The sequence below is a fragment of the Dermacoccus sp. GAS27A genome (genome assembly GCF_044909235.1).
GTDB classification, from domain to species: Bacteria; Actinomycetota; Actinomycetes; order Actinomycetales; family Dermatophilaceae; genus Dermacoccus; species Dermacoccus nishinomiyaensis.
In genome coordinates, this window is the sequence record NZ_JBIYDW010000004.1 from 120,397 (window position 1) to 139,500 (window position 19,104).

The window sequence follows — 19,104 nt, forward strand, 5'->3', positions numbered from 1 at the left end:
CTCAGTGGACGCCCGCGCCGGGTGGCGCATGACGTCAGTTCAGCTCGGCAGCGCCGCGGCGGGCATCGCGTTCGGCGACGAGCTCGCGCAGGCGTCGCACGTGCAGGTGCGTGTCGGGCGGCTGGGGTGCGCGCTCGGCGCGGCCGAGGACGTCGAGCAGCGTGTGGTGCACGTTGCGGCCGGCCGATTCCCAGCTGAACGAGCGCGCGTACGTCACAGCGTTGCGTCCATAGGCCTCACGCACGTCGTTGCGCGACAGCAGCACGCGCACGTCGTCGATCATCTCCGCCGTCGTCGAGGCGAGCGCGCCCGTCGAGCCGTGCTGGATCGACTCGCTCGGCCCTCCGGCTTGCGCGAACGCGACGGCCGGGGTGCCGTGCAGGCCGGCCTCGACGATCGTCAGGCCCCACCCCTCCTTGTAGGACGGCATCATGACGACCCAGGACGAAGCGAGCAGCGTGTGCTTCGTCGCCTCGTCGACGAACCCGTGGAAGTGGACCGCGTCTTCGACGCCGCGTTCACGGGCATGGCGCTCGATGTTCGGCTGCCAATAACCCGAGCCGACGACATTGAGGTGCAGGCCCGGGAACTCCTCACGCAGTTCGGCGAGGGTGTCGACGGCGATCTCGACCTGCTTGTGCGGCACGAGCCGGCCGAGGACGGTGAGCGATGGCGCGGCGCTGCGGGGCACGTCGGCGTAGGAGTCGAGGTCGCGCGGGTGGTCGTTGCCGGAGTAGACGAGGTCGACGCGCTCGGCGTCGACGCCGAGGCTCGCGAGTTCGCTGCGGCTCGCCTTCGAGACGGTGATGTAGCGGCAGCGCCGGTACACCCACGGCGCGACGCGTGACTCGAGCAACCAGCCGAACCTTGCGAGGCGCGGGCCGAAGATGCTCGCCCACTGGTCGCGGTGGACGTGGTGGACGACGGCGACGACGGGGATGCGCGCGACGAGCGGCGACCAGAACGGCACGCCGTTCTGCACGTCGATGACGACGTCGTAGTCACGCTGGTGCCGCACGAGGTGCCACAGCCCCGCGGCGTAGCAGGTGAACCGGTTGCCGGCGCGAATCACGGTGACGTCCCCATGCATCGTGCGGCGTGCGGCGCCGGGGAAACGAGCCGTGTGGATCGTGACGTCGGCGCCAAGCTCGCTCATCACCTCGCTCGTGCGTTCGACGAACACCTCCGAGCCGCCCGCCTCGGGGTTCTCGCGGTCGCGCCACGACAGATAGAGGACGCGCAGAGGCTCGGCGTCGCGCTCGTCGTGCATCCTGTGGCTCTCCTCGCCGTTCGGCTGCCTGCTTCCGGGTCGCCCGTTAGAGTATCGGGGTCGAGGAAGGCAGGTGGCCCGTTTCCATGAGCGCGTGCGAAGTGTGCGGTGGTCCGTGCACGGATCTGCCCCTGGGAGGCTCCGTCCTCGACGCCTGCACCCGTTGCGGGCACCTGCGTCGCGACCTCGATCGCGCGCCCGCGCGCCACCGCGATCATGCCTACGGCGGTGACCCGACCCTCGACGCGGCCCGCCTGCACCTGACCCACCGTGCCCTCGTCGCCGACGGCGCGCCCGCGTCGGTCTTCGAGATCGGGTACGGCGCCGGGGGATTGCTGCGCGCCTTCCATGACGCGGGGGCGCGCGTCGCGGGCGCCGACCCGGATCAGCTCGACCGGGACGTCGACCCCGTCGTCGTCGCGCACGGTCGCCTGCACGCCTGCGGCATCGAGGAGGTGCCGGCGGGGGAGCCGCCCGTCGACCTCGTCTACGGCATCCACGTCCTCGAGCACGTCGTCGACCCGATCGAGACGCTGCGCCGCACGCACACACTGCTGCGCCCCGGCGGTAGCGCCCACTTCTTCACCCCGGCCGGCGACTGGGCCGGCCTGCGCCTCGCGAGCGACGGCTGGTGGATGCTCGAGGACCCGACGCACGTGCGCTTCTTCACCGCCGATTCCCTCATCCGCGCCGCGCGTGAGGCAGGCTTTGACGACGTCGAGATCCGTCGTCCGCCGCTCGATTCGCTCGTCCACGACGCCGCGAGCGCCGTCCGCCGCGTACGGCCTGCGCCGCGGCCGCAGGGGGTTCTCGCACAGCGCTCGACGCTCGCTCTCGCCGGTGCGACGCTGCCGCTGACTCTCGCTGCACGCGCGCTCGTGCCCCGGCTGCGCCCGACGCTGCACCTCGTCGCGCGGAGGCCGGAGTGACGTCTCGCCCACGTGCCGCGACGCGACGGGGCCTCGGGCGCAGCGTCCGGTTGTTCCGTGCGTTCCTCGTCGAGCAGAGCGACCCGCACCGCTTCTACTCGGCTCTCGCCGACGACTCGATCGCGATCCTCGCCGAGCACGTCGACCTCGACGGTGCGCGCGTGCTCGACGTCGGCGCGGGCCCGTCCGAGTTCGCGGACGCCTTCCTCGCGGCCGGCGCCCACTATGTGCCGTTGGACGCCGACGCGAGCGTCCCCTCGGTGCGTGGCGGCGGCGTCGTCGCGGACGCGGAGCACCTGCCGTTCGCACCGCGAACCTTCGACGTCGTGTTCAGCTCGAACCTGTGGGAGCACGTGAGACGCCCCGAAGCGGTCGCCGATTCGTTGCTCGACGCGCTCGCGCCGGGGGGCGTGCTGTTCCTCGCGTACACGAACTGGTTGAGCCCGTGGGGTGGGCACGAGACGTCGCCGTGGCACTGGCTCGGCGGCGAACGGGCGGCGCGACGCTACGAGCGTCGGCACGGCCACCCGCCGAAGAACCTCGTCGACGAGAGCCTTTTCCGGGTGAGCGTCGCGCAGGGGCTCGCCTGGGCGCGCTCGGTCGAGCAGCACGGCGGTGAACTGATCGACGCCCGTCCCCGCTACTGGCCGGATGCCGCCCGCGCCGTCCTGCGGGTGCCGGGGCTGCGCGAGATCGTCACGTGGAACCTGCTCGTCCTCGTGCGCCGCGGATGAACGCGACGCGCGCACGGCTGCTCGCGCTGCGCGTCGCGTTGGTCCTCGCGTTCGTGCCGTGGCTCGTGCAGCCGGGCATCATCCAGCCGGACACGAAGGTCGACCTCGTCGTCTCGCCGTGGCGTTACCTCGCGCGCTCGCTCGACGCGTGGTCGACGCACTCGGGTTTCGGCGAACTGCAGAACCAGGCCTACGGCTACCTGTTCCCGATGGGCCCGTTCTTCGGCGTCCTGCACTCGCTCGGCGTGCCCGGCTGGGCGGCGCAGCGCGCGTGGTGGTCGTTCATCCTCGTCGTCGGCTTTCTCGGCGCGGCCCTCGTCGCGCGCCGCATCGCCGGGCTGAGCGCGGGGGCGGCCTGCGTCACCGGTGTCGCGTACGCGCTGAGCGCACGCGTGCTGACGCTGCTGTCGGAACTCAGCGTCGAGACGTGGCCGGGCATGCTGCTGCCGTGGCTCGTCCTCGCCGTGTGGTGGGGATGGCGCAGCGGCCGCCACATCAGGTTGCTCGCGTCCACCGGTGTGCTCGTCGCGTGCCTCGGCGGCGTCAACGCGACGGCGTCGCTCGTCGCCGTCCTCGGCGCCGGATTGTTCGCGCTCGTCGTGACGCGCGAGTGGCGCCTCGTCGGCGCGTACGTGATCGGCGCCGCGCTCGGCAGCGCCTGGTGGCTCGGGCCCCTCGTCGTCCTCGGCGGGTACGCCTACCCGTTCCTCGACTTCATCGAGACCGCGCGCATCACGACGGCCGTGACGACGCTGCCCGCCATCCTGCGCGGTGCGTCCGACTGGGTCGCCTACATCGTCGACGCCGACGGTCACCCCATCTGGCAGTCGGGGTGGGTCGTCGCGCAGGGCACCCTCAGCATCGTCGCGGGTTCGACGCTCGCCGGCATCGCGCTCGCAGGGCTCATGACGACGCGCGGTGGTGCCTCGCGGGGCGCGCAGGATGACGTCATCCGCGCCGCGCGCCGCGTCCGCGTCGCCTGCGTCATCCTGCTCGCGGGCGGCATCGTGGGCATGGCCCTGCCGTACGCCGGCACGCCGAGTGGCCCGTTCTCCGGTCCGATGCGCGATCTGCTCGACGGCCCGCTCGCTGCGGCGCGCAACGTTCACAAGCTCGACCCGCTCGCCAGACTGCCCCTGGCCATCGGCGTTGGTGCGGCGTGGGATGCGCTGGCGCTCAGGAAAACTCGTGCGGATCACCCTCGCGCCGCACGCACCGCGTGGGTGGCGCGGGCCGGCATCCTCGTCGTCCTCGTCGGCACGTTGGCACCGTTGCTCGTCGGGCGTCTCGGTGACGCGAACGGCGTGCGCGCGTGGCCCGCCTCGCTCGTCGCCACCGCCCGAGACGTGGACGACGCGGCAGCCCGCGACGGCGGATCAAGTCTCGTCCTGCCGTCGACGCGATCGGCCCAGGCGGACTGGGGGAACGCCACCGACGAACCGCTCACCGCGTTCGCCGCGTCGCCCATCGTCGTGCGCGCCTCGGCTCCGCTCTACCACCCGGGTGCGCAGCGGCTCGTCGATGCCGTCGACACGGCCCTCGCGCCGGGTTCGGCGAGTGATCGGGGACGGGCGAGCGAGGCCGTGCAGGCGGCGGCACGGGCGGGGGTGCATCGCATCGTCGTGCGCTGGGGGAGTTCCACGTCGCAGCAGACGTCACCGCCGCAGGCGTACGTCGCAGCCCTGACACACGCCGACGGAGTGAGCGCCCATCGCGTCCACGGCAGCGGCGCCACGCGCTACGACGTCTTCGACCTGGCCCCCACACCGTCGACTACGGGCGCTGCGGTCTCCGTCCTCGGCGGTCCGGAGTCGACGCTGACGCTCGCCGGCGTCGGCGTCAGCGCGAGGCGCCCGTTCGTCACGGGCCGTGCCGACGGGTGGATCACCGACGACGTGCGACGCCGCGCGTACAACAACGGCCAGGTCGTCGGACGGGCCTTCGGGCCTGCCCTCACCGCCGATGACCCCGCGCCCACGCGCGTCGGCGCGCACGACCTCGACTTCCCCGGCCGTGACGCAGGAAGCAGCGTCCGCCGCGTCACCGGCGCCTCGCGCATCGAGGCGACATCGTCGACCGCCGACCCGTTCGCCTCGCTCTACCTCGGCCCGGGCACGTCTGCGGACGCGGCGTTCGACTTCTCCGACGCCACGCGCTGGCTGACGCGCGCCGACCAGCCCGGCACCCTGAGCGTGACGTGGGACGGCGGCGCCCCCGCCCAGACGATGACGCTCGTCCCTGCGGCCACGGGCGACGCGCGGGTGGCACGCGTCGACGTGCGCATCGACGGGCGATCCGTGAAGCCGCAGCAGGGCGCGGGTAGCACCTGGAGAATCGACGTGCCGGCCGGGACGCGCGCGGTCGCGGTCACCCCGCGCGCGGCGCCGGGGACGGGCACGAAGAATGCAGCCGTCGGGTTGGTCGAGGTGCGCTTCACCCGCCCCGTCGTCAGCGTCGTACACCTGCCGGGCACCGTCGATGGCACCCGAAACGGCGTCGTCGTGACGCGCACGCACCCCTGGTTCGACGGTCACGCGCTGGCGTCGGAGGATGACGGTGCGTGGACGCGAGCATTCACGGTCTCGCGTGCTGCGACCATGAACGTCACGCTGACGTTCAAGGCTGGCGTGGCGCCCGGATCGGTGCGAGAGCCCCTCATGATGCGGTCCGGATCCGGCGCCTGGCAGCCTGCCGGAACACCTGGTGGAGGGGCCACTACTGCAGGGAGAACGAGGTTGATGGCCCTGCCTGCCGGCGAGGCCAACCTGAAGGTTTCACCTGAGGTCGAACGTGTGACACTTGTTCCGGCCGCCGCGGCGGCCAGGGACCAGCTCGGACTCACTGCGGATTCGAGCACGGACACGCCGGCCAACCCGACGCTCGCCTCGACGCAGGGCGCCAACGCCGGTTGGGCTCTCGACCCGGCATCCCCCACCCCCGCATCTGGCACGCCCGCCGGTAGCACGCGCCTCGTGACCCTCGACGGATGGCGTGAGGGCGCCGAGTACGCCGCCCCCGGACAACGCTTCGTCTTCGCACCGCAGCACCTCCACCGCCTCAGCCTCGTCGTCGGTGCGGCCTGCGCACTCGCGTGCCTCGTGCTGCTCATTGCCACGACGTGGCGTACCGCGGCGTCATCGCGACGCGTTGCGCCGATACGACGCCAGGCAGCTTCAGACGACTTCGCGCTGCAGACACCGCGGGCACCCGCAGCGCACGCAGAATCTGCCGTGCCGGCCTCGCGCCCCCGCGCCGCCCTCGCGCTTGCCGTCCTCACCGCCATCGCGGCGGCACTCCTGGGATGGGTGGCGATACCCGTCGTCCTCGTCGCCTGCTTCGTGCCGCGGCGTCGACGGCGGGTGCTCGTCATCGCGCTCATGGTCGCGGTCGGCCCGATCATGGCGGCGCTCGGCGTCGTCGATCGCGGATCGCTCGGCGCGGTCTCCGGCCAGGTGCTGACGGCGCTCGCGCTCGTCGTGTTCAGCCTCGAGGTGAGCGGTGTGCCCAGCGGATGGCGGGTGCTTCGACGACGCGCCAACTGAGTCGCGCCAGCGCGAGTGACACGACGAGCGTCACGATGAGCACGAGAGCGAACGGCGCGTGGAACAGCCTCAGGTGCAGGGTCGTGAACAGCACCTGCAGCACGAGAACATGCCACAGGAACAGGCCGTAGCTGACGTCGCCCGCGCCGCTCAGCAGGGCCTGCGCCTCGGCGCGCGTCGGCCACGTCTCGTCTTCTGACGCTCGGACGGCCGCGCCGAGCAGCAACGCCGCGATGAGCGCGTACGCGAGTTCCTTGACGAGCGCCTGCCCGTGCGTCGGTGTCTCGAGGTGGATCGGCCCGCCGAGCGGTGTGGCCACCGCGACGTACGTGACGCCCGCCCATCCCAGCAGTGCTGACGGCGACGCCTCACGCACCGCGAACCCCATGCGCGCCCGGCGGCCTGACCCGCCGGTCGTCGGATCGGCCGTGAACACCCACCCCGCCGCCACACCGACGGCGAACCACGCGGCGTGTCCGATGACGCTCGTGCTGACGGCCCCGAGGTTCGCCCGTCCGCTCGAGGCGGCGAGTGTCTGCACGACGAGACCGGCGACGGCGACGAACATCAGGACCGGCAGCGGAGAGCGACCGTCACGGCGACAGCCGCGCAACCACCGGCAGATCAGCGGCACGAGGGCGTAGAACGTCACCTCCGTCGTGATGCTCCAGGCCTGCGTGAATCCACGGAACGACTCACCCGCGTACCCCTGCAGCAGCGTCACGTGCGACAGGACCGAGCGCGCGCCGACCGCACCCGGTTCGACCGCCAGCGTGACGGCGAGGACCGCCGCGAGCGCGACGAGGTAGGCCGGCAGGATGCGTGCGGCGCGCTTGCGCCAGTAGTGCCTCGTCGGGGCCGCCCCCGCGCTGGCACCGCGCGTCAGCAGGTAGGCCGAGACGGCGAAGAAGACGGCGACGCCGACGTCACCGCGGGCGAGCAGACGCCCCACGCCGTCGATGCTCGAGCCGCCGCTCCAGTACGCGACGTGGGAGACGAGGACGAGCCCGGCAGCGACGCCGCGCAGCGGGTCGATCCATGGAATGCGCTGCATGTGCCCTCCCTCACATCTACCATCGGGTAGCGTGCGTCCGGCACGCATCATCGAATGGAGGCTAGCCGCCCATGAACGACGAGGCGCGATCCACCCCCGAATCTTCTCCCGGGCCCTCGCCCGCGGGTCGGGCGTACGTCGACTACCGACGTCCGGTGCTGCGTGCGCGAGCGCCGCTGCGCGTCAGTTTCGCCGGGGGTGGCACCGACGTCGCGCCGTTCCCCGAGCGTGAGGGGGGCTGCGTCCTGTCGGGCACCGTCAGCCAGTTCGCGTACTCGACGCTGCGTCCGCGCACGGACGGGCGCATCACGGTGCAGTCGCTCGACTTCGGCTATTCCATCGGCTTCGGCGTCGACGACCCGGTCGAGTACAACGGTGAGCTCGATCTGCCGAAGGCCGCGATCGCACGCATCCGTGAGGTGCCGGGCGCGCTGCCGGTCAGCGGGTTCGACCTGTTCCTCCACACCGCAGCGCCGCCCGGTTCGGGCCTGGGCAGTTCGAGTGCCGTCATGGTCTCCGTCATCGGCCTCGTCGCGCAGCACTGCGGCCTCGACCTCACGCAGTACGAGATCGCCGAGCTCGCCTACCGCCTCGAACGCGAGGATCTCGGCATTCCCGGCGGCTCGCAGGATCAGTACGCCGCAGCGTTCGGCGGGTTCAACTTCATCGAGTTCACCGCCGACCAGGTCGTCGTCAACCCGCTGCGCGTGCGCAGCGCCACGGTCCACGAGCTCGAGCACAACATGCTCCTGGCGTTCACCGGGCAGACACGGGTGAGCGACCACATCATCGAGGATCAGCGCAGCCGCTACGAGACGGGCAACGCCGAGGCCATCGAGGGTTTGCGGGCGCAGAAGGAGCTCGCCGAGCGGATGAAGATCGCGCTCGTGCGCGGTGAGGTCGACACGATCGGCCGGCTGCTCGGCGAGGCGTGGCGCGAGAAGCAGAAGATGTCGTCGCGCATCACGACGCCGCTCATCGACGAGGCCATGCGTCGTGCCCTCGATCACGGCGCGCTCGGCGGCAAGGTGACGGGCGCCGGCGGCGGTGGCCACATGGTGTTCATCTGCGAGTTCGAGCGCCGTCACATCGTCGCGCAGCAGCTCATCGACCTCGGCCTCACCGTGAGTGAGCCGATCTTCAGCCATGACGGCGTCACGACGTGGAGGGGGCAGAACTGATGGAGCATCCCATCCACACCCTGGCCGACGGTGCGGCCTCGCCCGCGCTCACCTCACGTCTCGACGCCGGTATCGCCGCGTGGGCGCAGCTCGTCGACGCCGTGCGCGAGGCGGGGCTGCACGCGCAGGTCGTCGCCGCGGGGGAGGCGGTGACGAACGCGCTCACCGGCGGACACAAGATCCTCATCGCCGGCAACGGCGGCTCTGCGGCGATCGCCTCGCACGTCGCCGCAGAGTTCCTCGGCAGGTGCGTCCACGACCGTGCGCCGCTGCCGGCGATCAACCTCGCCGAGAGCCTGTCGTCGGTCACGGCCATCGGCAACGACTACGGCTACGAGCAGGTCTTCGTCCGCGGCGTGCGCGGCCTCGGGCGCGCGGGCGACGTCTACGTCGCGATGTCGACGAGCGGACGCAGCCCCAACATCGTCGCGTCCCTGGCCGAAGCGCGCGAGCTCGGGATCACGACGATCGCGATGACGGGCGCCGGGGGAGAGCACCTGCGCGACGACGTCGACCACCTCCTCGTCGTGCCGTCGCACGAGACGCCGCGCATCCAGGAGGTCCACATGCTGTGGGCGCACGCGTGGTGCGAGGCCGTCGACGATCTCAGCCAGCCCGGCGCGTGAGCCCCGATCCGAGCGGACGCACCCACACGCGTCTGCCGCGTCCTGGGGCCGGCGCCCCGTACGACGTCGTCCTGCTCGATCGTGACGGCACACTCAACGTCCTCGCCCCCGGGTATCGCACGCCCGACGACTTCGCGCTCCTGCCGGGGGCCGTCGACGCGGTGGCGCGCCTGAGCGCTGCGGGCTGCGCGATCGTCGTCGTCACCAACCAGCAGGGCCTTGCGACGGGACGGCTGACGTGGGCGCAGCTGAGCGCCGTCAACGCCCGGCTGATCGCCGAGGTCGAGGCCGCCGGTGGCCGCATCGACGACGTCCGCCTCTGCCCGCACGCGGCCGACACCTGCGTGTGCCGCAAGCCGGCGCCCGGCCTGCTGTGCGCGCTGTTCGACGAGAATCCGCACGTGTCGCGCGAGCGCAGCGTCATGGTCGGTGACGCCGAGACGGATGCCGCAGCGGCCACAGCCGCGGGGGTGGCGTTCATGCGATGCGAGCCGACGATCGGGCTCGCCGGCGTGGTCGATTCGCTCGTCGATGACGAAACGGGCACAATTGCATCTCGTTGGTGAAACCGGTCACATTGCCCCTGCTGCAGGTGTTACCGTCGCGTAAGTTCCAGTCCCTGCCTAGGAGGCTCTCCCGTGCGCAAAGCCGCAGTCATGATCGGATTCGGTGCGTTCTTCCTGACGTTGGCCCTCCTGATGCGGTTCTACGCGTACCCGAAGCTGGCCGTGATCCCGAGTGATCAGAACACCCAGCAGACGGTCACCGACGATCACGCCAGCTACTTCGACGCCGACACGGTCAAGCCGGGGTCGGGCAAGATCATCACGAAGAGGACCGTCGTCGCCAACAAGGAGATGACGAAGAAGGCCTCCAAGGAGCTCGGCCGCGACGTCATCGTCATCGACCAGTGGCAGACGACGGACAACGTCAACGACAAGGGCCAGACGGCGCCGCCGCCGATGGACGCCTCGACGCAGCAGTACGCCGTCGACAAGTCCTCGGGTGGGGCCGTCAAGTGGAGCGGCAACATGCTCGACGGCAAGCCCACCAACTACGAGGGCCAGACCATCAAGTTCCCGTTCCAGGTCGACAAGAACAAGACTTACCGCTACTGGGACTCGACGCTCGGCAAGGCCTTCCCGATGACGTACGCGGGCTCCGAGGACATCAAGGGTCTGAAGACGTACAAGTTCACGCAGACGATCCCGAAGACGAAGTTCACGACGATGGACGTGCCGGGTGAGATCTTCGGTCTGCCGAAGGGCTCGAAGCTCGCCGACCGCTACTACACGAACGACCGCACGGTGTGGGTCGAGCCGGAGACGGGCGTCATGATGAAGCTGCAGGAGAAGCAGCACCAGACGCTCGAGGTGCCGAACGCGAAGCCCGTCGACGCGATGCTCACGACGTCGACGATGACCGACGAGACGATCAAGAAGAACGTCGACGACTACAAGACCAAGTCGAGCCAGCTCAAGATCCTGCGCCTGTGGGCTCCGCTGCTGCTCGGTCTGCTCGGCCTGTTCGCGCTGTTGCTCGGCCTGTTCGTGTCGCTGCGCGCCGGCCGCCAGCGTCGCGCCGCCCGTCACGAGCGCCGTGACGAGCGCGAGGTCGACGACGTGCACCACGACGACGACTCGACGCTCGTGTTCGGTGACCACCCGCACTCGCGTGGCGCGCACTCCGCCGATGAGCGGGGTCAGTACTGAGCATGCGCATCGTCATCACGGGAGGTGCGGGCTTCCTCGGCTCGCACCTGTCCGAGACGCTCGTCGCGCGCGGTCACGAGGTCGTCGCCGTCGACAACCTCGTGACCGGGCGCCGCGCGAACGTCGCGCAGTTGGAGGCGTCGGGGCGTTTCGAGCTGATCGAGCACGACGTGACGGAGCCCTTCGACGTCGACGGTGACGTCGACGGCATCCTCCACTTCGCGTCGGCGGCGTCACCCGTCGACTATCTCAAGCTGCCCATTGAGACGCTGCGCGTCGGGTCGCAGGGCACACAGAACGCGCTGGAACTCGCGGCGCGCAAGGGCGCTCGGCTCGTGTTCGCCTCGACGTCCGAGGTGTACGGCGACCCGCAGGTGCATCCGCAGCCCGAGACGTACTGGGGTCACGTCAACCCCGTCGGCCCGCGTGGCGTCTACGACGAGGCGAAGCGGTACGCGGAAGCGCTCGTGCTCGCCTACCGTCAGGCCCGTGGGATCGACGCCGGCATCGTGCGCATCTTCAACACGTTCGGCCCGCGCATGCGACCCAACGACGGCCGCGCCATCCCGAACTTCGTGCGTCAGGCGCTCGCCGGTGAGCCGGTGACGGTCAGTGGTGACGGCGAGCAGACGCGGTCGATCTGCTACGTCGACGACCTCGTTGCAGGCATCCTCGCGATGCTGCTCGACACGCACGACCCGGGCCCGGTCAACATCGGCAACCCGCACGAGATCTCCATGCGCGACCTCGCGCAGTGGATCATCGAGCTGACGGGGTCATCCTCGACGCTCGAGTTCATCGAGCGCCCAACCGACGACCCGACGGTGCGTCGCCCGGACACCTCGAAGGCGCAGCGCCTGCTCGGCTGGGCCCCGCAGGTGCCCGTCGAGACGGGGCTGCAGCGCACGATCGAGTGGTTCCGTACCGAGGCGGCGTCGGCACCGGCCCTGACGCCCGGTCAGACCGAGGAGATCCTCAACCGCTGACGCCGACCTCGCCCGCGGCCGATCCTGTCGGCGGTATTCGCGCGACGCACCCTTCAGGCAGGTCTGCGGCCGGCGAGGATGAGCGTGCCGGGCACGAGCCGTCCGCGCAGGGGGCTCCAGCCACCCCAGGTCGACTCGTTCGACTCCTTCCACGGCAGTTCGCGCAACTGCTCGAGTACGAGCCCGGCGTCGAGCAGTTCGCGCACGCGTTGCTCGAGAGTGCGGTGGTGCTCGACGTACACGACGTCGTCGCCCGCCGCCTCGGCGTAGGGCGTCGTGTCGAAGTACGAGTGCTGGATCGTCAGCCCGGCGGCGTCGGGCACGTCGGGCAGGCTCCAGCGGACGGGGTGCGTCGTCGAGAACGCGACGAGCCCGCCTGGGCGCGTGACGCGCGCCAGTTCCCGCATGAGGGCCGAGGTGTCGGCGATGAACGGAACGGCGCCGAAGGCCGAGAAGACGACCTCGAAGGAGGCGTCCGCGAACGGTAGTCGGCTCGCGTCGCACTGCACGAGCGGCAGTGACGTGCCGGTGCGGGCGTCGAGTTGCGCGGCCGTGCGCAGCATCCCGCCGGACAGGTCCGTCGCGACGACGCGTGCACCCAGCCTGGCGCACCAGCGTCCGGCCTGCGCGGCGCCGGCACCGAACTCGAGGAGGTCGCGGCCCGCGAGCCCGCTCGGCTCGCCGAGGACGTGGAGATCGTCCTCGCGCCACCCCTCCGGCCCCCAGACGAACTCGGCGTCACCGAGGAAGGCGCCGTGCTCGTCGAGATAGTTGCGCGCCTCGGCGTCCCACCACGAGCGATTTCCGCGGGCGGAGGAGGCTGCGTCGACGTCGAAGCGTCCGGCACGGTCGGGGGTCTGCATGAACCCACGCTACGATGCCCTTCCCATTTGGCCCTGATGGCCCCGCGTGCCTAGGATGAGAGGGCGTGTCGTACGTGCCCACGCTCCCCGTTGCTCGCAGACGGGGCCGGGCGCGCCCGAGACGTTGTTCGATTTGTCCGCAGAGGCGGTCCGCCTGCGCGCATTGTCGCGCCAGATGGTCTCGCCTCCCGAATTGCCCACCGAAAGTTACTTCTTACACATGACTTCCACCACCACGTCCCCGATCGCTGTCAACGACATCGGTTCGGAGGAGGAGCTGCTCGCCGCGATCGACGCGACGATCAAGCACTTCAACGACGGCGACATCGTCGAAGGTGTCATCGTCAAGGTCGACCGTGACGAGGTTCTCCTCGACATCGGTTACAAGACCGAGGGTGTCATCCCCTCGCGAGAGCTCTCGATCAAGCACGACGTCGACCCGGGCGAGGTCGTCAAGGTCGGCGACGACGTCGAGGCTCTCGTCCTCCAGAAGGAGGACAAGGAAGGCCGCCTGATCCTGTCCAAGAAGCGTGCGCAGTACGAGCGCGCCTGGGGCACGATCGAGCAGATCAAGGAAGACGACGGCGTCGTCACCGGTACGGTCATCGAGGTCGTCAAGGGTGGTCTCATCCTCGACATCGGCCTGCGCGGCTTCCTCCCTGCGTCGCTGGTGGAGATGCGTCGTGTCCGCGACCTGCAGCCGTACGTCGGCAAGGAGATCGAGGCCAAGATCATCGAGCTCGACAAGAACCGCAACAACGTGGTCCTGTCGCGTCGTGCGTGGCTCGAGCAGACGCAGTCCGAGGTTCGCACGACGTTCCTCAAGGAGCTGCAGAAGGGCCAGGTCCGCTCCGGCGTCGTGTCCTCGATCGTCAACTTCGGTGCGTTCGTGGACCTCGGTGGCGTCGACGGTCTCGTCCACGTCTCCGAGCTGTCCTGGAAGCACATCGACCACCCGTCCGAGGTCGTCGAGGTCGGTCAGGAAGTCACCGTCGAGGTTCTCGACGTCGACATGGACCGCGAGCGCGTCTCGCTGTCGCTGAAGGCGACGCAGGAAGACCCGTGGCAGCACTTCGCTCGCACGCACGCCATCGGCCAGGTCGTGCCGGGCAAGGTCACGAAGCTCGTCCCGTTCGGTGCGTTCGTGCGCGTCGAGGACGGTATCGAGGGTCTCGTCCACATCTCCGAGCTCGCCGAGCGTCACGTCGAGCTGCCCGAGCAGGTCGTCACCGTCGGTTCCGACATCTTCGTCAAGGTCATCGACATCGACCTCGAGCGTCGTCGCATCTCCCTGTCGCTGAAGCAGGCGAACGAGGACGGCGCTGCCGCCTCCGAGTTCGACCCGACGCTGTACGGCATGGCTGCGGAGTACGACGAGCAGGGCAACTACAAGTACCCCGAGGGCTTCGACCCGGAGACGAACGAGTGGCTCGAGGGCTTCGACGCGCAGCGTGAGAAGTGGGAGAAGCAGTACGCCGAGGCCCACTCGCGCTGGGAGGCCCACCAGGCCCAGATCGAGCAGGCCCGCAAGGACGACGCCGAAGCTGCGGCGTCCGGCGAGACCGCCCCGACGTCGTACTCGTCGTCGAACTCGGGCTCGAGCTCGCAGGGTTCGTCCTCCTCGTCGTCGAGCTCCAGCTCGAGCTCGGCTCCGGCCGAAGGCACCCTCGCCTCCGACGAGGCGCTGGCTGCTCTGCGCGAGAAGCTCACGGGCAACTGATCCACGCGATCAGCTGAGAGCCACGGCTCTCACCCGCTGAACGTCGGCCCCTCTCACTGCGGTGAGGGGGGCCGACGGCGTTGTCGGGGCACGGGTCGGTAGGCTGCGGGCGTGTCATCGACGAAGGTGCTCGTCCTCGGCGGAACGAGTGAAGCCCGCGCTCTCGCAGCACGCCTCGACGAGCTGGGGATCGCGTTCGTCAGTTCCTTGGCCGGGCGCGTGTCGCGGCCAAGGCTGCCGGTCGGCGACGTCAGGATCGGCGGGTTCGGCGGCGTCGCAGGGCTGACGGCGACGCTGCGCGACGACCGCTTCACGCACGTCGTCGACGCGACGCACCCGTTCGCGGTCACGATGCGTTCCCACGCGGTGGCTGCCTGCGCGGCCGCCGACGTCCCGCTCGTGCGCCTCGCGCGCCCCGGTTGGCGTGAGCACCCGGATGCGTCCACCTGGCACTGGGTCAGCACCTACGCCGGCGCGCGGGCGCTCGTCGACGCGCAAGGGTGGCGTCGACCGTTCGTGACGACCGGGCGTCAGACGCTCGAGCACTACCGCGGGTGGGACGACAAGGCCACGCTCGTGCGCATCGTCGAACCGCTCGACATCCCCGCGCCGCCCGCGTGGACGGTGTTGCACACCCGCGGCCCGTTCGACGTCGACACCGAGATCGCGACGATGCGGGAGCACGCCGTCGACGTCGTCCTGACAAAGGACTCCGGCGGCAGCTACACCGCCGCGAAGCTCACCGCAGCACGCCGACTCGGCGTCCCCGTCGTCGTCGTCGCACGGCCCGCGGCACCGGCCGGGCTGCGTGAGGTGAGCACGCTCGACGAGGTCGTGACGTTCCTGCGGAGCTGACGAGCGGGGCTGTTCCTGCGTTCGAATACGCGCGCGGTTCGGCTGTGCCCGCACACGCGAACCGGTCAGTTCGTCGTGCGACGCCGCGCGAGGAGACGCGCGCCGAGCGCGACGACGAGGACCGTGCGTCCGACGCGTCGGGTGAGCCGTACCGCACGCGGGATGTCAGTGACGTCGACCGCGCGTCCGTCGCCGAGTTCACCGCGATGCTCGCTGCGACCGGCGTACACGTTCGTCCCGCCGAGGCGCACCCCGAGTGCGCCCGCGGCGGCGGCCTCGACGGGCCCGGCGTTGGGGCTCGGATGCGCGGGGGCGTCCCGGCGGACGGCGCGCACGACGTCGCGCACGCGCGAGGGCTCGCCCGCCACGACACAGCTGATCGCCGTCGCGAGCACGCTCACACGGGCCGGAACGGCGTTGAGGACGTCGTCGAATCGTGCCGCGGCCCAACCGAACTGCTCGAGCCGCTCGGTCCGGTGCCCGATCATCGCGTCAAGCGTGTTGGCGCAGCGGTGCAGCACGACACCAGGCGCCCCGAACGCCGCGCCCCAGACGAGGGTTGCCGCGACGGCATCCGACTGGTTCTCGGCAAGCGACTCGACGACGGCCCGGGCCAACTCGTCGGGGCCGGCCTGCGACGTGCCGCGTCCGACGAGCGAGCGAATGCGGTGACGAGCGCCGTCGAGGTCGTCGGCAGCGAGCAGGTCGTGCACCGCCATCGCCTCGCGCTCCAGCGAACGTCCGCCGAGGGCCGCCCACGTCACCAGCGCCGTGATGAGGGTGCGCGTCAGCGGCCGGCGTCGATCGAGAACGAGCGCACCGGCGACCGGCGGAGCGAGCGTCACGACGAGATACGCGATGCCCCGCGAGCGTCGCTGCGCCCACAGCCGGTGCTCGCAGGCCGCCGCCCAGCCACCGAACCAGGCGACGGGGTGATGCCGGGCCGGGTCACCCCAGCGCCGGTCGGCGAGATACCCGAGCGCCACACCGGCCGCGATCGGATCCCAGCCGGCGCTCGCGCGCGCTGTCCGCGTCAGAAGCCCTGTCCGCGTCAAGAACCTTGGCGCGGCGGTGGTCGTCGCGCAGCGCGAGACCGCACCGTCGAGGCGCGCGAGTCGCAGGAGAAGAGGATGGCTCACGATGCCCCCGATGGGTTCTTCGGCTCGCCCTTGATCACGAGGGGGCAACCCGCCACGACGAGGACGACGTCGTCGCACGCTCGCGCGAGGCGCTGGTTGAGGCGGCCCAGCTCGTCGGTGAAGAGGCGCCCCGACTGGTAGGGAGAGACGAGACCGAAGCCCACCTCGTTCGTCACGATGACGAGGTCGTGTTCGAACGCCGCGATCGCCGCGACGAAGGCATCGGCCCTGGCGGCGTACCGCTGGTGCCACGTCGGCATCGGCATCGGCGGGGGCGTCGATGGCTCCTCGTCGCCTCGGCGAGGGCCTTCGCCGGTGTCAGAAACCCAGGCGCCGGACTCCTCGAGGGCGGAGGTCAGCCACGACCCGACGTCGTCGAGCAGGCACGGACCATGGATCTTGCTGAGCGCGCGGGGAACATCGACCGACTCGAGGCTCGACCAGTGTGACGGCCGCCGCTGCTGATGGGCTGCGACGCGGGCACGCCACTCGTCGTCGTCGGGGCGTGTCGGCCCCGTGGCCAGGTACGTCGCGGGCGCCTCCCACAACAGACGTTCGGCGTACGTCGACTTGCCCGAGCGCACGCCGCCGGTGATGAGGACGCGGCGCGGGGCGCTCATCGCCAGACTCCGAGCGTGAGGACGATGAGCATGACGGTGAGGCCCACCTCGATGCCGGCTCCCATGACGTCACCCGTCAGGCCGCCGAAGGTGCGCGTCGCGCGACGAGCGAGCCATTCCAGCGCGATGCCGGCGGCCACCGAGGCGACCAGGGGAGCGGCGAGAAGCGTTGCGCCGGTGGAGAACCCATCGTCACCTGAGGCATCAGCCAGGGCAGATCCGCCGACGAGAACCAGCCATCCCACGACGCTTGCGGCGACGAGCTCCGGGGTCCGGACGGCCGACAGCACGACGGCGCCCATCCCGTGAGGCCGTGCAGCGCTCCACCGTCGGTGGGCGAGGGTCGTGCACGCCACCCGCGAGACGATGACGGTGGCGCCGGCCAGCCACGGCGCGTCGAGGAGCGCCGCGAAGCACGCCGTCTGCACGCCGGCCGTCACGACGACGGCGATGACACCCATCGGGCCGACGTCGCCACGCTTCATCACCTCGAGGGCGCGCTCCCGGTTCCACCCCGCGCCGAATCCGTCGACGGTGTCGGCCAATCCGTCGACGTGCATGGCGCGCGTGCCGGCCGCGAGGGCAGCGACCGAGCCAAAACCGGCCACGAGCGGAGGCGCGTCGACCCAGTGCCCGACGAGCAGGACGAGCGACGTCACCACAGCGAGCGGGACGGCGGCCAGGGGCGCGAGCGTCATCGCCCAGCGCGCCACCGGCGTGGTGATCGGCGGGATCGAGCCGACGGGAATGACGCTCAACGTCCCCGTCGCGAGGCGCAGCCCCTCCCATGCCGGTCGGGTGACAACAGCATCGCTCATCACACCGCTCCGGTGTCGTCGGACGACGCATGGAGCCGGGTGCCGTCGAGAGCTGCGACGACGTCGCCGATCACGGTGATGGCAGGTGCGCCGAGGCCGGCGTCGGCGACGGCGTTCGGCAACGTCGCAAGGGTCGCGACGACGCGTCGCTCGCTCGGCATGGCGCCGTCGGCGATCGTTGCGGCGGGCGTCGAGGCGGCGAGGCCACCGTCGACGAGTGCCGATGCGATGGCGCGCAGGTGCGCGACGCCCATGAGAACGACCAGGGTGGTGCGGGTGCGGGCCAGTGCCGCCCAGTCGAGATCCGAGCGCGGGTCGCCAGGCGCGACGTGCCCCGAGACGACCGTGAACCCCTGCGATGATGTCCGGTGCGTCACGGGGATGCCGGCGAGCGCCGGCACGGCGATCGCCGACGTCACCCCCGGCACGACGTCGACGCTGAGACCGGCTTCTCGACAGGCGATCACCTCCTCGCCGCCGCGACCGAAGACGAAGTTGTCGCCGCCCTTGAACCGCACGACGTCACGCCCGGAGAGCGCGTGCTCGACGAGCAATCGGTTGATCTCCTCCTGCGGCGTGAATGCGCCGCGCGGAATCTTGCCGACGTGGATGATCGTCGCGTCGGCTCGGGCGTGTGCGAGGGCGTCGAGGGGAGCGAGGCGATCGCAGACGATGACGTCGGCGCGCTCGATCGCGCCCAACCCGGCGACGGTGAGCAGGCCCGGATCACCCGGGCCGCCGCCGACGAGCGTCACCCGCCCAGGACGCTTGGCCTCACCGGCAGGTCCGTGGGGAGCCTCCTCGCCCGGCTGGTTGAGGGTGAGGCGACGCACTTCGTCATAGCGCAGCGGATCGGCGTCCGTGACGAGTCGACACAGCCCGCGTGAGGCAAGGTCGTCGAGGTGGGGTGCATGAGGGTCGGGAGCCTGGAGGTGGGGAGAGCTGCGGTGAGCAGCGCCGGCGCTCGCGTTCTCGCCCACATCCAGAAGGACATCGACCTGTGCCCCCGCGCGGGCGAGCTCGGCGATGATCCCGGGCAGGCTGGGGCCGAACAC

At 70.9% G+C, this 19,104-nt stretch carries 17 protein-coding genes; 10 read left to right on the forward strand and 7 right to left on the reverse strand.

The genetic code is table 11. The features are described from left to right. Positions 1 to 34: 34 nt before the first annotated feature. Positions 35 to 1,270, reverse strand: a complete 1,236-nt coding sequence (locus ABH936_RS05675; protein ID WP_241724473.1) for a glycosyltransferase family 4 protein — start codon at positions 1,268 to 1,270, stop codon at positions 35 to 37. 86 nt (positions 1,271 to 1,356) lie between these two features. Between ABH936_RS05675 and ABH936_RS05680 the strand changes: the two genes are divergently transcribed. The 3 genes from ABH936_RS05680 to ABH936_RS05690 are packed head-to-tail and all read left to right on the forward strand — an operon-like array spanning position 1,357 to position 6,475. Next, positions 1,357 to 2,199, forward strand: coding sequence for a class I SAM-dependent methyltransferase (locus ABH936_RS05680; protein ID WP_404602798.1), 843 nt, complete (start codon positions 1,357 to 1,359; stop codon positions 2,197 to 2,199). Then, on the forward strand, positions 2,196 to 2,933 hold the full coding sequence (locus tag ABH936_RS05685; RefSeq protein ID WP_404602799.1) for a class I SAM-dependent methyltransferase: 738 nt from the start codon (positions 2,196 to 2,198) through the stop codon (positions 2,931 to 2,933). The genes ABH936_RS05680 and ABH936_RS05685 overlap by 4 nt, the downstream gene beginning before the upstream one ends. Continuing rightward, the gene (locus ABH936_RS05690; RefSeq protein WP_404602800.1) at positions 2,930 to 6,475 is read left to right on the forward strand and encodes an alpha-(1->3)-arabinofuranosyltransferase family protein; all 3,546 of its coding nucleotides are present in this window, start codon (positions 2,930 to 2,932) and stop codon (positions 6,473 to 6,475) included. The genes ABH936_RS05685 and ABH936_RS05690 overlap by 4 nt, the downstream gene beginning before the upstream one ends. Here the strand turns inward: ABH936_RS05690 and ABH936_RS05695 are convergent. After that, the gene (locus tag ABH936_RS05695) at positions 6,414 to 7,529 is read right to left on the reverse strand and encodes an acyltransferase family protein (protein WP_404602801.1); all 1,116 of its coding nucleotides are present in this window, start codon (positions 7,527 to 7,529) and stop codon (positions 6,414 to 6,416) included. The genes ABH936_RS05690 and ABH936_RS05695 overlap by 62 nt on opposite strands. Positions 7,530 to 7,600: 71 nt before the next feature. Here ABH936_RS05695 and ABH936_RS05700 point away from each other — a divergent pair, with 71 nt between their 5' ends. The 5 genes from ABH936_RS05700 to ABH936_RS05720 all read left to right on the forward strand — a co-directional run bounded on the left by ABH936_RS05700 (position 7,601) and on the right by ABH936_RS05720 (position 12,034). Continuing rightward, a complete protein-coding gene (locus ABH936_RS05700) occupies positions 7,601 to 8,710 on the forward strand; it encodes a GHMP kinase (RefSeq protein ID WP_404602802.1) in 1,110 nt (369 codons plus the stop codon). Further along, complete coding sequence (locus ABH936_RS05705) at positions 8,710 to 9,336, forward strand: SIS domain-containing protein (RefSeq protein WP_404602803.1); 627 nt, start codon at positions 8,710 to 8,712, stop codon at positions 9,334 to 9,336. Before ABH936_RS05700 ends, ABH936_RS05705 begins: the two co-directional genes overlap by 1 nt. Next, complete coding sequence (locus ABH936_RS05710) at positions 9,333 to 9,902, forward strand: D-glycero-alpha-D-manno-heptose-1,7-bisphosphate 7-phosphatase (protein WP_404602804.1); 570 nt, start codon at positions 9,333 to 9,335, stop codon at positions 9,900 to 9,902. The genes ABH936_RS05705 and ABH936_RS05710 overlap by 4 nt, the downstream gene beginning before the upstream one ends. Positions 9,903 to 9,974: 72 nt before the next feature. Then, entirely contained in the window at positions 9,975 to 11,048 is a 1,074-nt protein-coding gene (locus ABH936_RS05715; RefSeq protein WP_404602805.1) for a DUF3068 domain-containing protein, read from the forward strand. A gap of 2 nt (positions 11,049 to 11,050) precedes the next feature. Then, positions 11,051 to 12,034 (forward strand): UDP-glucuronic acid decarboxylase family protein, encoded by a 984-nt coding sequence (locus tag ABH936_RS05720; protein ID WP_404602806.1) that lies wholly within the window; start codon positions 11,051 to 11,053, stop codon positions 12,032 to 12,034. Positions 12,035 to 12,087: 53 nt separating this feature from the next. Here the strand turns inward: ABH936_RS05720 and ABH936_RS05725 are convergent, their stop codons facing one another. Further along, entirely contained in the window at positions 12,088 to 12,897 is an 810-nt protein-coding gene (locus tag ABH936_RS05725; RefSeq protein ID WP_404602807.1) for a class I SAM-dependent methyltransferase, read from the reverse strand. A gap of 220 nt (positions 12,898 to 13,117) precedes the next feature. On the opposite strand from ABH936_RS05725, the gene rpsA reads away from it, so the two are divergent. Together rpsA and ABH936_RS05735 are read left to right on the forward strand one after the other, a co-directional pair. Continuing rightward, positions 13,118 to 14,617, forward strand: coding sequence for a 30S ribosomal protein S1 (gene rpsA, locus ABH936_RS05730; protein WP_006943310.1), 1,500 nt, complete (start codon positions 13,118 to 13,120; stop codon positions 14,615 to 14,617). Positions 14,618 to 14,728: 111 nt separating this feature from the next. After that, positions 14,729 to 15,472: a cobalt-precorrin-6A reductase gene (locus ABH936_RS05735; RefSeq protein WP_404602808.1), complete on the forward strand. Its 744-nt coding sequence runs from the start codon at positions 14,729 to 14,731 to the stop codon at positions 15,470 to 15,472. 65 nt (positions 15,473 to 15,537) lie between these two features. Here the strand turns inward: ABH936_RS05735 and ABH936_RS05740 are convergent, their stop codons facing one another. Genes ABH936_RS05740 through cobA form a run of 4 tightly spaced genes read right to left on the reverse strand, consistent with a single transcriptional unit; the run spans position 15,538 to position 19,104 of the window. Beyond that, positions 15,538 to 16,611 (reverse strand): cobalamin biosynthesis protein, encoded by a 1,074-nt coding sequence (locus ABH936_RS05740; protein WP_404602809.1) that lies wholly within the window; start codon positions 16,609 to 16,611, stop codon positions 15,538 to 15,540. After that, positions 16,608 to 17,231: a bifunctional adenosylcobinamide kinase/adenosylcobinamide-phosphate guanylyltransferase gene (locus ABH936_RS05745; RefSeq protein WP_404602810.1), complete on the reverse strand. Its 624-nt coding sequence runs from the start codon at positions 17,229 to 17,231 to the stop codon at positions 16,608 to 16,610. Before ABH936_RS05745 ends, ABH936_RS05740 begins: the two co-directional genes overlap by 4 nt. Continuing rightward, the gene (locus tag ABH936_RS05750) at positions 17,228 to 18,049 is read right to left on the reverse strand and encodes an adenosylcobinamide-GDP ribazoletransferase (protein ID WP_404602811.1); all 822 of its coding nucleotides are present in this window, start codon (positions 18,047 to 18,049) and stop codon (positions 17,228 to 17,230) included. Before ABH936_RS05750 ends, ABH936_RS05745 begins: the two co-directional genes overlap by 4 nt. Beyond that, positions 18,049 to 19,104: a uroporphyrinogen-III C-methyltransferase gene (gene cobA, locus ABH936_RS05755; protein WP_404602812.1), complete on the reverse strand. Its 1,056-nt coding sequence runs from the start codon at positions 19,102 to 19,104 to the stop codon at positions 18,049 to 18,051. The genes ABH936_RS05750 and cobA overlap by 1 nt, the downstream gene beginning before the upstream one ends.